Source organism: Paraburkholderia sp. AV2, from assembly GCF_054968425.1.
In genome coordinates, this window is record NZ_JBANLK010000022.1 from 86,197 (window position 1) to 99,000 (window position 12,804).

Annotated in this window: 14 protein-coding genes; 8 read left to right on the forward strand and 6 right to left on the reverse strand. The window is 60.3% G+C overall.

All coding sequences use genetic code 11. The features are described from left to right. Positions 1-26 precede the first annotated feature (26 nt). A complete protein-coding gene (locus tag V8683_RS17005) occupies positions 27-1,757 on the reverse strand; it encodes a methyltransferase domain-containing protein (RefSeq protein ID WP_411188105.1) in 1,731 nt (576 codons plus the stop codon). A gap of 366 nt (positions 1,758-2,123) precedes the next feature. On the opposite strand from V8683_RS17005, the gene V8683_RS17010 reads away from it, so the two are divergent. The 8 genes from V8683_RS17010 to V8683_RS17045 are packed head-to-tail and all read left to right on the forward strand — an operon-like array spanning position 2,124 to position 8,390. Next, on the forward strand, positions 2,124-3,254 hold the full coding sequence (locus V8683_RS17010) for a DegT/DnrJ/EryC1/StrS family aminotransferase (protein WP_411188103.1): 1,131 nt from the start codon (positions 2,124-2,126) through the stop codon (positions 3,252-3,254). Further along, positions 3,244-3,954, forward strand: coding sequence for a WbqC family protein (locus V8683_RS17015; RefSeq protein WP_411188101.1), 711 nt, complete (start codon positions 3,244-3,246; stop codon positions 3,952-3,954). The genes V8683_RS17010 and V8683_RS17015 overlap by 11 nt, the downstream gene beginning before the upstream one ends. Beyond that, on the forward strand, positions 3,951-4,583 hold the full coding sequence (locus V8683_RS17020) for a class I SAM-dependent methyltransferase (RefSeq protein ID WP_411188099.1): 633 nt from the start codon (positions 3,951-3,953) through the stop codon (positions 4,581-4,583). Before V8683_RS17015 ends, V8683_RS17020 begins: the two co-directional genes overlap by 4 nt. Then, the gene (locus tag V8683_RS17025) at positions 4,583-5,242 is read left to right on the forward strand and encodes an acetyltransferase (protein ID WP_411188097.1); all 660 of its coding nucleotides are present in this window, start codon (positions 4,583-4,585) and stop codon (positions 5,240-5,242) included. The genes V8683_RS17020 and V8683_RS17025 overlap by 1 nt, the downstream gene beginning before the upstream one ends. 11 nt (positions 5,243-5,253) lie before the next feature. Further along, complete coding sequence (locus V8683_RS17030) at positions 5,254-6,204, forward strand: glycoside hydrolase family protein (protein WP_411188095.1); 951 nt, start codon at positions 5,254-5,256, stop codon at positions 6,202-6,204. Between the two features lie 10 nt (positions 6,205-6,214). Further along, a complete protein-coding gene (locus V8683_RS17035) occupies positions 6,215-6,937 on the forward strand; it encodes a phytanoyl-CoA dioxygenase family protein (RefSeq protein WP_411188093.1) in 723 nt (240 codons plus the stop codon). A 19-nt stretch (positions 6,938-6,956) separates the two neighbouring features. Next, on the forward strand, positions 6,957-7,808 hold the full coding sequence (locus V8683_RS17040) for a phytanoyl-CoA dioxygenase family protein (RefSeq protein WP_411188091.1): 852 nt from the start codon (positions 6,957-6,959) through the stop codon (positions 7,806-7,808). Positions 7,809-7,838: 30 nt separating this feature from the next. Beyond that, positions 7,839-8,390, forward strand: a complete 552-nt coding sequence (locus V8683_RS17045) for a hypothetical protein (protein WP_462847244.1) — start codon at positions 7,839-7,841, stop codon at positions 8,388-8,390. A 683-nt stretch (positions 8,391-9,073) separates the two neighbouring features. On the opposite strand, the gene V8683_RS17050 is transcribed toward V8683_RS17045, so the two are convergent. The 5 genes from V8683_RS17050 to V8683_RS17070 all read right to left on the reverse strand — a co-directional run bounded on the left by V8683_RS17050 (position 9,074) and on the right by V8683_RS17070 (position 12,684). Next, a complete protein-coding gene (locus V8683_RS17050) occupies positions 9,074-9,838 on the reverse strand; it encodes a hypothetical protein (protein WP_411188087.1) in 765 nt (254 codons plus the stop codon). A gap of 967 nt (positions 9,839-10,805) precedes the next feature. Continuing rightward, on the reverse strand, positions 10,806-11,072 hold the full coding sequence (locus V8683_RS17055) for a hypothetical protein (RefSeq protein ID WP_411188085.1): 267 nt from the start codon (positions 11,070-11,072) through the stop codon (positions 10,806-10,808). After that, positions 11,069-11,467 (reverse strand): H-NS histone family protein, encoded by a 399-nt coding sequence (locus tag V8683_RS17060; protein ID WP_411188083.1) that lies wholly within the window; start codon positions 11,465-11,467, stop codon positions 11,069-11,071. Before V8683_RS17060 ends, V8683_RS17055 begins: the two co-directional genes overlap by 4 nt. 141 nt (positions 11,468-11,608) lie before the next feature. Next, the gene (locus tag V8683_RS17065; protein WP_411188081.1) at positions 11,609-11,872 is read right to left on the reverse strand and encodes a hypothetical protein; all 264 of its coding nucleotides are present in this window, start codon (positions 11,870-11,872) and stop codon (positions 11,609-11,611) included. 353 nt (positions 11,873-12,225) lie between these two features. Next, positions 12,226-12,684, reverse strand: coding sequence for a VOC family protein (locus V8683_RS17070; protein ID WP_411188079.1), 459 nt, complete (start codon positions 12,682-12,684; stop codon positions 12,226-12,228). Positions 12,685-12,804 lie beyond the last annotated feature (120 nt).

Consider the following 12,804-nt stretch of genomic DNA (forward strand, 5'->3'; position numbering starts at 1 on the left):
CCGCGGCGGCGGCGCTTCTTCCCGTATCAGACGACCGGTATTGCCTTCTCGACCTCGTCCTGACTCGCTTGCACGAACTGCGGCGCCGGTCCATTCGCGAACAGGAAAAACGGCTCTTTCGCGTTGACGCCGTAACGGTCTGCGTCAACACCTGGCAGCACTGTCTCGTGCGCGTAAAGATCCCCATTCAGACCGGCGACGCGGAACCGGTTCACGATATCCGCTCCGAACAGCCGAACGTGATCGTCCTGACCGAAATAGCGAGTGGCAAATGCCCCAGTCGCGCGCCGGTTCAATTCGAAGGTGTGCTTGAGCAGCGGCGAATAAGGCGTCTGGGCCACAAGGTGCCCATTCGGCGCGAGGCAGCGCTTGAATTCGGCGAGTGCGGCTTCGGGTGCATCCACGTGTTCCAGCACGTGGTTGCATACGATCAGGTCGAAATGGTGGTCCGGGAAATCGAGCGCTTCGACGTTGATCCTCACATGGTGAGGAAGCCGCGGGTGCAGATCGCCCGTCACATATTCGAGTGGCTCCAGCGCGCGAATGCGTGGTTCGATCCGCCCTTCGGGCGCAATGTGAAGAACACGCTTGCCGCTCAGGCCGTCGAGCAGTCCCGCGCGCTTGAGATACAACCACAAGTGCCGGTCGCGATCGTTGCAGTGGCATGCCGGGCAGAGGTGCTTGTCCAGCCGCGAACCCACGCTTTCGACCTGAGCGAGAAATTCCAGGTCGATGCTGTTCGCCTGCGGATGGGCCTGCCATTCGCCAACCTGGCAATCGCACACCGAGCACACATTCGGCGCGCTCCCGGCCTTCCTGCGCGCCGCGACCACAGAGCGCGCATGCGCGATATTGGCCTGAAATTTCGGCGAATCGAACAACTGTTGCGGGGGGATCTCGGTCAGGTCACTCAGGTTGAGAAGCAGGGGCTGGATCTCCGCGAGCTTGAGGTTGCCCAGTGCGTGAAGGTAGAACTGCAAGAGCTTTTGCTTCGCGCCTTCCAGTTGTTCCGGTGTGAACTGCCCCGCCGCCGCCTCGCCGCGAACGAAGATTTCCCATTCATAGAAGCCCGCGCTCGCGAACGGGCTTTGCCCGCTGGAGTTCTGCCCGCTGTGGCGACGGAAGCAACTGTGGTAGCCGCGCACCGCCACAACCGGGCCCGCTTCGGCACTGTTCAGGAACGTCGCGACGTCGGTGAGAAAATCGAGTTCCTCTGAGCGGTACGACATCGCGGTCGCGATGTCCAGCCGGTCCCGCACCAGCATCACGTTGCTCGGCTCGCCAATGAAGTTATTGAGCGGGGCGATCATGTGCTGGACGAGAAAGCGGCGATCGAGCAAGGCCATGTCACCGCTGTTGATGAGCGGTTGCGGTGTGTGCACGATCTGGTCGTGCTGGTCGATCAGCACGCGATCATGGAATGCCAGTGCGGCCTGCGGGTGGGCGCGCAGAGCCTGGACCAGGACCTCGACGGAAGTCGGCATCAGCAGGTCGTCGTCATACAGCCACTTGACGTACCGGCCAGTCGCTCGTTGCCACAGGGTCTGGCAGTTGCGCAGGCCGTTCCCGAACCCGTGGTGGAAATACTGAATACGCCGATCCTCGACTTGTGCGACGACGTCGCGCAACCGGCCGTCAGCCGTGTCGTCGCCGACCAGAATCTCGATGTCCTTGAACGTCTGCGCATGTGCACTGGCCAGCGCTTTCAGCAGGAAGTCGGGGCGAAATGCGGGGATAAGAATGCTGACTTCAGCCATAGGGGGATATTCCCTTATCGAAATGAACCCGCGCGGCTCGACTCAATGCGCGACTCGCGGCGGTTGTGCAAGGCTGGCGATCCCCTGGCGCGCGCAAACCCCACGCGGCAGCGGCCATCTCGACAGAGCTTAACCGCGTCCATGCGCACTCAAATACCCGAACAAGGCGTAATAAACCGGCCAAATTGGCCGCGCGTTCACGCTACCCATGAACGCTATTCGCACGAATTGACCGTACTTCTGGCGCCTGATTGATCGATCAGCCGCGGGAGGCCGATGCCACACTCTGCTGCAGAGTGCCGTCGTCAGGGCCGGCGGCCCGACCAGGCAGACCCCGGCAGACCGTCACGCAGACCTGCGCCCCCTATGGACAAGCTCATCCCCGTCACGCAGCCGTACCTTCCTCCGCTGGAAGAATTTCTCCCATTTCTCGAGCAAATCTGGGGCAGCAAGGTGGTGACCAATGGCGGCCCCTTTCACGCCCAGCTCGAAAGCGCCCTGTGCGAATACCTGGGCATCGAGCACATCTGCCTTTTCTCCAACGGCACGCTCGCCCTGATCACGGCGTTGCAGGCGATGAAGATCAGCGGCGAAGTCATCACTACACCATTTAGCTTCGTGGCGACAACGCACGCGCTGCATTGGAACGGCATTCGCCCCGTCTTCGTCGATATCGACCCGGTGAGCATGAATCTCGACCCGGGCAAGATCGAAGCGGCCATCACGCCGCAAACCACCGCGATATTGCCCGTCCACGTCTACGGCAACCCGTGCGAAGTGGAGGCGATCGAGCGGATTGCCGACACCTACGGATTGCGCGTGCTGTACGACGCCGCCCATGCGTTCGATGTGCGCAAGCACGGCCGATCGATCCTGGAATTCGGCGACATGTCCGTCTTGAGCTTTCACGGCACGAAGATCTTCAATACGTTTGAAGGCGGCGCGATCATATGCCGGGACATCAAGACCAAACGCCGTATCGACAATCTCAAGAACTTCGGCTTCGTTGACGAGGTCACGGTCGTTGCGCCCGGCATCAACGGCAAGATGAACGAGTTGCAGGCCGCGTTCGGCTTGTTGCAGCTTCGCCATATCGGCAAAATCAAGTCCGCGCGCGCGCAAATCGCCGAGCGCTACCGCAGCGCGTTTCGCAATGTCAAAGGGCTGGTGCTGCACGACATCCCCAGCCACAGCACGCCGAACAATTCGTATTTTCCGGTGCGGGTGACGCGCGAGTTCCCGATTACGCGGGACGAACTCTATGACGAATTGCGTCGCAGCAACGTATGGGCAAGACGTTACTTTTACCCCCTGATCAGCGAGTTCCCCACGTACCGTGCGCTGCCGTCGGCGTCGCGGGCAAATCTGCCCGTGGCCACGGAGGTATCGCAGCAGATCCTGTGTCTGCCCATTTATCCCGCGCTCGACGCGCGCACGCAGGACCGGATCGTCAATATCGTGCTGAAAGCGGCTGGGCTGGGGCAGCATGCAAGCTGAACGCAAGCTGGTTATCATGCAGCCGTATTTTCTGCCCTACCTCGGCTATTTTCAGTTGATGGCGAAAGCGGACGCGTTCGTCGCCTACGACGACGTCAACTTCATCAACCGCGGCTGGATCAATCGCAACCGGATCAATGTCAACGGCGACGCGCACCTGTTCACCGTCCCGCTGCGACAGGCCAGCCAAAACCGGCTCATCTGCGACATCGAAATCAGCGAGGACGACGCCTGGCGCAGCCGGCTGCTCAAGTCGATCCGCCAGGCCTATTCGCGGGCGAGCCAGTTTCCCCGCGTCATGCCGCTGCTGGAAAAGATTGTCGAATACCCAGCGCGCAACCTCGCGGAGTACGTGCTCCATAGCCTGACAACGCTGCGCGATCACTGTGCATTGAATACGCATATCGTCGCGACGTCACGTTGCTACGACAACGCTCATCTGAAGGCGCAGGCACGCATTATCGACATCTGCCGCAAAGAACACGCCGATACCTACATCAATTCGATCGGCGGAACCGAGCTTTACGATCGCACGGTGTTCTCGGAACAGGGCATCGCACTGCGGTTCCTGAATCCGGTCCTGACGCCCTATGCGAGCAAAGGCAGCCCCTTTCTGCCCGGACTTTCCATTGTCGATGTCCTGATGCACAACGACCCGGACGCCACCGCCGATCTGCTTCATGCGGGAACGCTGTCATGACTCGACACTATCACGCCATCATTGAGCATTACGAAGCGTGTCTCGCGAGATTCGGCGACACCCACAAAGGCGTAGATTGGCCCAACCCGGCGGACGCGCTGAAGCGCTACCAGGTCATGCTCGACCTCATTCGTCCGGGTGCCCAGCCATGCACGCTGCTCGACTTCGGCTGCGGCGCGTCGCATCTCTTCCAGTACATGCTTGAACAGAACGTTCAGGGCGTGCGATATGCCGGCCTCGACGCGTCGGAGAAGTTCTGCGCACTGTCGAAGCAGAAGTATCCGGACAACGAATACATCTGCGCGGACGTCCTGCAGGCGCCCGAATCGCTGGGCGAGTTTGACTATGTCGTCATGAACGGCGTCTTTACGGAAAAGCGCGAGCTCTCGTTCGATGAAATGTTCGACTACATGCGCTGCATACTGGAGTGCGTGTTCGCCAAGGTACGCTGCGGCATGGCCTTCAACGTGATGTCCAAGCAAGTCGATTGGGAACGCGACGACCTGTTTCACATGCCCATCGGCATGCTGACCGATTTCCTCGCGCGCTCGCTCTCGCGCCATTACATCGTGCGCAACGACTACGGACTCTACGAATACACCGTGTACGTGTACAAGGAGCATAACTGATGGCCAAGGTGCTCATTTTCGGCCTGCATGACTATGCCGAACTCGCTCACTATTATCTCGAACACGATTCGCCTCATGAGGTCGCCGGGTTTTGCGTGAACCGCGCGTATCTGCCAGAAGAGCGACGCTTCAAAGGGCTTGAAGTCGTCGCGTTCGAAGACGTCGCCGAGACCCATCCCGCGTCCGACTACCAGTTCTTCGCGCCGATGTCGCCGAAGCGCATGAATGCGGACCGCGAGCGCGTCTTTCAGGAGATCAAGGGCAAGGGCTACCGGCTCGTCAGTTATGTGAGCTCGAAAGCCACGACCTTCGACAATGAGATCGGCGAAAACTGCTTCATCCTCGAGGACAATACGATCCAGCCGTTCACGACGATCGGCGACAACGTCGTGCTCTGGAGCGGCAATCACGTCGGTCACCACGGCGCGATCCGCGACCACGTGACGATGACCTCGCACGTCGTTATGTCCGGCCATTGCGAGATCGGAGCCTATAGCTTCCTCGGCGTGAACGCGACGCTGCGCGACGGTATCAGGATTGGCGAAGGCAGCTTCATTGCAATGGCCTCGGCGATCATGAAAAGCACCGAGCCGTGGTCCGTGTACAAGGGCAATCCCGCAGAAAAGCTCTCGATGTCGAGCAAGGACCTCAGGTTCTAGGAGCCGCTCCGATGTCCGCCATACGCTGGGAAAAACGCGGTCTGATCTATACGGTCGACGAGCGGCTGCCATGGGCCAGCACGCATGCGCAGATTCCGACCTTCGCCGGCTTGCAGGACGGCGCGCTGACGCTGCTCTTCAGCAGCCGCACACCCCAGAATCGCAGCCTGATCGCGAAGCTCCAGGTGCGCGCCGATGCGCCGGGCAAGATTGTCTCCGTGGCGGCCGACCCCGTTCTGCCGCTCGGCAAACCGGGGACGTTCGACGATTGCGGAATGATGCCCTCCTCGGTGATCGAGCACGACGGCGTGCAGTACCTCTATTACATCGGCTGGAACGTGCGCAACACGGTGCCGTATCACAACTCGGTCGGCCTCGCGATCAGCGACGACGGCGGCGCAAGCTACCGGCGCCTCTACGAAGGCCCGATCATGGACCGCACCGCCCAGGAACCGTACTTCTGCGCGACGACCTGCGTGCGCATCGAAAACGGCATCTGGCGCAACTGGTACCTCTCGTGCACGGGTTGGAAAACGGTTGATGGCAAGGCGGAGCCGCGCTACCACCTCAAGTACGCCGAATCGCGCGATGGCATCCATTGGGAACGCCACGGCACGATCGCGATCGACTACGCAAACGCCGACGAAGGCGCGATCGCACGCGCCTCCGTCTACAAGGACGGCCACACCTACCGCATGTGGTATTGCTACCGCGGCTACGCGGACTACCGCGAGAACCGGGCGAGCAGCTACCGCATCGGCTACGCCGAGTCGTCGGACGGCATCGCCTGGCAGCGCCTCGACGATCGCGCGGGCATCGAAATCGGCGCGGCGGGATGGGACTCGTTCATGCTCGCCTATCCCGAGGCCGTCGAAGCAGGCGGGCGACTCCTCCTCTTTTATAACGGCAACGGCTTCGGAGCCAGCGGCTTCGGCTATGCCGAGGCCGTGCGCGAAGCATAGAGAGAACGGCATGATGAACCTGATCGCCGGAGACTTCGAGAAGCAGGGCTACCTGATTGCTTCGTCGCCCGCATTGCAGGCACAGATGCAGTCGATACGGAGCCGGTTCGAAAGCCGGTTCCTTGCGAAATTCCATGACGACGCGCAGCGCAATCGCAATGTGATCAAACTGCTCGCGGAAGACATCGAGACCAAGCGCTTCTTTTGTTCCGCCCATATCGTGAGCGTGCTAAGCGAGCACCTCAAGATCTCCGAGCCGGTGCAGACCGGCCCTATCGTCACGCATTACACGGCGAGCAACGCGACTGGCAACAACTACGGTCTTCCGTATCATCAGGATTGGCCAAGCATGGGCACATCGACGCGAGGCGTGATCGCCTGGACCTCGATCACAGACATCGGCGTGAGCGGCCCCGGCCTGCGCATCGTTCCCGGCAGCCATCTGCGCGGACTCTGGCTCGGCACGCAAACCGACGGCGGGTACGTGCTCGAGCAGCAGGAGATCGACGGCTACGTGGACGTGGAGATCGAAGCCGGTCAAATCCTGTTCATGTCGCCGTTCCTCGTTCACAAGACCCGAACCTCCTTGACGCACGACTGGAAGCTGTCACTGTCGTGCCGTTTCGACGATTTCGGCTGCGAAGAGTGGGACCGCCGCAATTTCGTCAGCGCGTACAGAACGGCAGTGGACCGGCAAGCTTACTTGTCGAACCCTGCGCAAGCCACAACCTGAAAGAGACCGAGCCCCTACCATGACCAGCCAGCCAGCAGACGCGCATCTCGAGGCGCTAGCCACCGACGGGTACACCATCATCGAGCAAGGCATGCCGCCCGATGCCGTCGCGTCCCTTCTGCAAGCGATGCGCGAGCGCAGTGCGAAGCTCGCCGAAGTCGAGCTTGCCGATCAGCCGTTCCTCAACCGCGGCCACGATGTTCTCTACAACCTTCAGCGCGAGGACGTGACGTACGCGCGCATCTTCACGGGCAACCCGCTCGTGATGACGCTCCTGCGCGGCCTTCTGAACGATACCTGGTACAAGCAGATTCCGCAGGACCAGCCGAATTTCATCTTGCGCTCGTTGATTGGGCGCAGCAGCGGCGAACGCGCGATGCCGCTGCACATCGATTCGTTCGTGCCGAGCAGCGGCAAGCTCTGCATCGCCTGTCAGGTCGCCATCGTGCTCGAAGACCAGACACCCGAGCGCGGCTGCACGGTACTCGTGCCGGGCTCACACCGTTCGGACAACTACGCGGACCAGTCCGCGATGGCCGACGCGATACCGATCAGGGCGAAAGCCGGTGACATCGTGATCTGGGACAGCCGCATCTGGCACGGCGCGCTCGGCAATACGACCGGCAAGAGCCGGTGGTCGCTGATCGCCACGTTCGTGCGCTGGTGGATGAAGCAGAACTACGACATGACCGGTACGCTGCCGCAGCACATCTATGAAGCGCTGACCGACGACGAAAAGGCGGTGTTCGGCTACTGCTCGCTGCCCCCGCGCGACGAGTACGACCGTACCGATATGAAAGCCGGGCACGATTTCTTGAAACCGACGGTGGCGGCGTATGGTGGGGGGCGGGTGGGGTATCAGGAGGCGTAGTGGTGATGAGGGGACGGGAGGCTCGGATCATTGCTGGAATTGAAGACCTCTGCTCTCGTCGATCACCGACAAGTCTTGAGAACGAGACGCCCCTTTTCCTTGAACTCGCTGCCGGCCTTTACCGGCTTCGCAATGAGTACCGCGAGGCGCGTTTCCAGCGACGACTCGATGCGCTCGATCGGGCTAGCATCGGCCACGTTCGAAAACGCAAAGGGCCACCCGACGCTCCCCATCGTCATTTCCTTCACGCCGAACGCGACGGAAAAGGTTGCCGCTGCGTTGGACCAGCTCGCTATCGGATGCCGCGTCACGAAGCGCGAGCGTGTCCTGATGTTCCTGTCGGTCATCGGCTATCTAGAGAGCGTCCGCGAATTGCCGAGCGGCTCGTTGCGCACGCACGTCGAACGGATTACCGCTGGCGGCGTGCAGAAGGATCGCGCGGAGATAGTCGTCGAGTATGAGGATTTTTGCGAACGGGCGGCGAAGGATTTGCCGTATGACGTGTCGCTTGAAGTGCTTGCGTTCCACAAGTACAGCGGTCTATCTGCCGAAGCAATGAGCGCAGTTGTCGCAGCGGCGTGACGGAGAATGAAAATGACGCGAGAGGAGTTTGACGCGCTCTGGGGCAGCGGCCAGTTCGATCAAATCTGGAGCCACGACCGAGCGATTGTCGCGCTGGAACAGACGGCGGCTTTCCCGAACGGGAACAAGCTCACGCGCGCTGCTGCGCGGCGAGAGTTGCAGGCCGTACTTACTTCGCCGTGCAAAGTACACTAGATCACGCGCGGACGCCTCGACCACACTTTGTCGCCCGAACCCTTAGCCGGCTGCCAGTAATTTCGTGTACGCATTCTCAGACTTTCTACACGCAAGTAGACCTAAAGCGACACCCCGGCGGACCTCAGGACCACCGGGGAATTAGGGTTACAGGGTCATCTTCTTTGTCGCGGCGCGACTATTTACCGTGCCCGGACAAGGAACATGAAGCAGTCCGCCGTCTTCGGGTAGACAAGTTTGCCGGTACGCCAGTGCTTGAAGCACTTGCAGCAAACCCAGCGATAACCCGGAGGGGCGGGGCGGTTGGTGGTTTCCATAATAGGAACTCCATACCAGCGGCTCCACTTGACACCGGCAACCCACCACCCAATAATGGGCTTCCACAATGGGGATTGTTCCCAGCCTCCCTTACCGACGGATCCATTGTCACAGGGAGATGAAGAGCCTTACGCAGCTGCAACTGCGTAAGGCTTTTTATTTGCGGAGTCCTATTCGTCATCTGGATCGTCCGCAAGCTGCATATCGATATACGCCTTCAACCGCTCTTTATCGGCCTCGTAGAAGGGAATTGGCAATTCCAGCCACGCCATGCGCTCCTTCGGCAGACGTACCGGCACACGAATTACGTCCGGGTTATGCGCCGCAACCGGAGCAGCAGGGTGGACTACGTGCGCCGCCTGCGGTGCCGCTTGCAGCGGTTGCAGTGCTTCGGGCGGTTGTCCTGTGGGCTGCTCCGGGGTAGTCGGTTGCGAGAGCGGATCGTCCTCTGACTGAAATGCGGCATGTTCGTAGAAGCGGGCGAACTCTACGGAGCGCCGGAACACGCTCACATACGCGTCGGCGCCTCCAGGAATGAATCCCAAGCTGATCAGGTCGAAGCGAATATTCGCATCGGACGGCAGACGACCATCGTATTTTTCGAGCAAGGTCGAAAAGATGGAGGGAGTACGCAGCCACCCGATAATCAGTGCCTGTTTCTGTGTTTCCTCCGGGCTGAACTTGTAATTCTCGTAGTCCTTGCTCACGGCCAGAAAACCCTCTTTCGGGCGCTCAAGCAGGCCGTAGTAGCGCAGCGACGCGATCGTTTGTGCGGCGGAACCGTTCGTTGCACTTTTGTACCCGAGCGCCTGCGCCACAATCTCGGTAGGCGTCGCATGACGGCCTTCTACCGAGTACACCTTCTCCACGCGTTCTAGCGCATCCGGCAGAGCCAATGTCGGGGCTCGCGGACTCTTCTTGCGCACGTCACTCATGGGATTTCTCCTCATACAATGCGCGCAGTGTACACTCAATTTTCTCCGCTCGCCACACTCATACGCCACATAAAGTATTTATTTACGGCACATACCCCGCACCTCAAGACGATTATTTGCGAAAAATACGTCAGCAAGGCGGGGCCGAGAGGCGTCAAACGCAGGCGATAGGCTTCAGAAGCCATCGCATTGGGACATTCGCTTTGTTCATGCAGATTGGCAAACAGATAGTTCAGACGTAAAGGTCGACGTACCTGTGTCGGTTCAGTTGCGCCCTGCCAAGAGATAAATACCAGCGTTTTTTCGGATGACTGGCAGGGATGCGAGGCTCGGCATAGTCTGCGGCAGGACGAACTTACGAGTCTAAATCGTGGCTGGCCGGCGATTGCAGCGGTGACGGAGGGGCCGTCCTCGCTAAAGTAGAACTGCCTACCGGAGTCCGGCAGAGTAAAATAACGGCACCCGAGCAATCCTGCTCAGGGCAATCAAGCAGAAATCGTCAGACTCGTATAGGACGCGCGGCGTGTGCTGAGGATCGGAACAGGTTGGCGGTTATTGCCACAACCTATTGATTCCAAAGAATATCTTGGCGCGCCCGGCTGGGATCGAACCAGCAACCCCTGCCTTCGGAGTTACGTAACTGATCCGTGCGCCACATTCTACGGTGCTTTGCGAGCCGTCCCTAATTTAAATCAGACGGTGCGCGTCCCTTCCGCGTCCTTCGGAGAGGTTGTACCAGGCCGGTCGGCTCTGGACCGGAGAGGATACGCCACTTTATGGGACGTGTTCCGGCGTGGCGAAAACGGCGCAGGGCGGCTCGCCGCTAGTAGAGTCAGGCGGAAGGGTGCGAAGGGTCGCCGCGACCAGCGAGAACAGCTTAGAATCGAAGACTGGAAGGCCGGAAATGAAGAAGCCCCGAACGGCTGCAACCGAACGGGGCTGAGGTGACTACTCAGATGGGTCTAGATCAGTTCGCGGGCCTTCCTCCCCTCTTCGCGCGCTCCATCGCATCGACTATGGCGGCTCGCGTCAGGTCCGCAGCTACGCGCTCTCCGTCGTGTCGCGGATCGCGGGCGATGACCTTGCGGTCGTGGATCATGTCGATCACCATGCCCAGCCGTGCGTCCACGGCGTTCCAAAGCACGAAGTAGCGCACACGGTCCCCTTCGGTCGAGCGATACGTGTCGTCATAGCCCAGCACAGCGTCGCGCAGGTGTTCGTAGTTTTCGCTCATGCCGACCTCAAGTAGCGGTTGTTTTGCGTCACGCGCACGTGCTTCTCGTCCGCGCGTTCGATGAGGTAGTCAGCTTTGTCGCCTGTGATCCATTGCGGCTGGTGGCCGCGACCGGACCACGTGCGCCCGGTCTCTGGGTCGCGGTAGAGCGCCGGGAGCGTCCGCTTTGGCAACGCCGGGGAGAATGTCCTTGCGGCTTTCGGCTGACGCTTCGAGGGAAGGGATTGCACGCGGACGGTGCCGACTTCCAGCCCGGTAAGGTCAAACTCCTTCACCAGCGCGGCGCACGTCCTGATCGCCGCGTCGCGCTCGATGGCGTACTGCTCCTTGATCCTCTCAGCGATGCGCTCCGACTCCGCGAGAAGTTCGCGGTAACTTAGGTTGCTCAGTTCCATCTTTCTGCTCCTTTCTCTGTCTTTCTATGATGACTACTTATGGTCGCCGCGAAACGAAGCCGCGCGGCGGTCGGCTTGCTGCCTACTGACGTTGCACCGGGTTGCTCCAGTACGCGCGCTGTCGGGCTTGCTCCGATTGAGTTAAATGGTTGCTGCGCTAAATACGAACGTCTTGCCGTTGAACTCCGCTTCCACGGTATCGCCATGCTTCACTGCCATGCGGATGCGCTTGAGCACGGACGGGCCGGACTCGATCTTGAGGTCACGCACCGCCGCGTCGATGCCCGCGTACAGAGCCGCGCGGCTGCGTTGGCCCTTGATGCGAACGGAGAGCGCGACGCGCGGCTTTGTGGCGGACGCGGCTTCGATCTTGGTGACTTCCTTCGCTGCGGTCTTCTTGGTCATTTATGGCTCCTTTCTCTGGCTGGCGGTTCGGTATTCAGCAAACGCTTAACTACGAAACCGAAGTTTACGCCAACGGCATATTTTGGATACAAAATTCTTGCGTTTTGGACATTAACGTGCTAAGGATTGCGTAACCATCTGATTTATATGAATAATTGGTAAACGAGCGGTGTCCGCGCTGCCGCCCGGATGGACACATATAAAGTCCGTCGAGCGGATCGCGGCTGGGTTACTGCCCGCTCGAAGCGGTCCGGGTGTGTACGGGAGATGGGAAGGCGAGCCGCAGGACGCGGACGGGACGGGAGAGGAAGGAGAAGGACCGGACGGCCCTCGCGGAGCCGTCCTAGCACGGGTTAGCGCGGCTTTCGTCTGCCGATCCGTGCGCCCTTGAGCGCTCCGGTTCCCGGACGCCCCCTGACCTTCATCGGCTGCGGTTCAGGCTTGACCTTCATCGGACGGGCGACGTGCTGCGGCAAATAGATTTCGCCGTCTTCCTGCTCCCATTCCAGAAGCTGTTTCACCGTCTCGTGGTACATCATCCGCCGCGTGACGTGCCGCGCACCATGCGAGTCGCGGAACGCGGTGATAGCGCCGACGCGAAGGGCGATGTGTTGAAGCGCGTCGTGTCGCATTTCGGGAGGCGCGTCCGGGTTCTGCGCGATTTCCCCGTACATCTTGATCAGCAGGTCGTCAATTTCGTAGCGCATCTTGATCAGCAGGTCGGGACTGTCAATGCCTCTCATTACTTCTTCTCCAATCAAACACGTAAAAGATTGCCGCCGTGATTCGCGCGGCGAAGTACGCTGCTGCAAGTGCGAGCACAACGCCGCGCCTGATCGTCATGCAGCGATGTGTTCCGCTTCGCGCGCCGCCATGTCTTCCAGCACGACCAGCGAATCGTCGTAATCGAGCATCTTTGCGGCGCGCTTCCT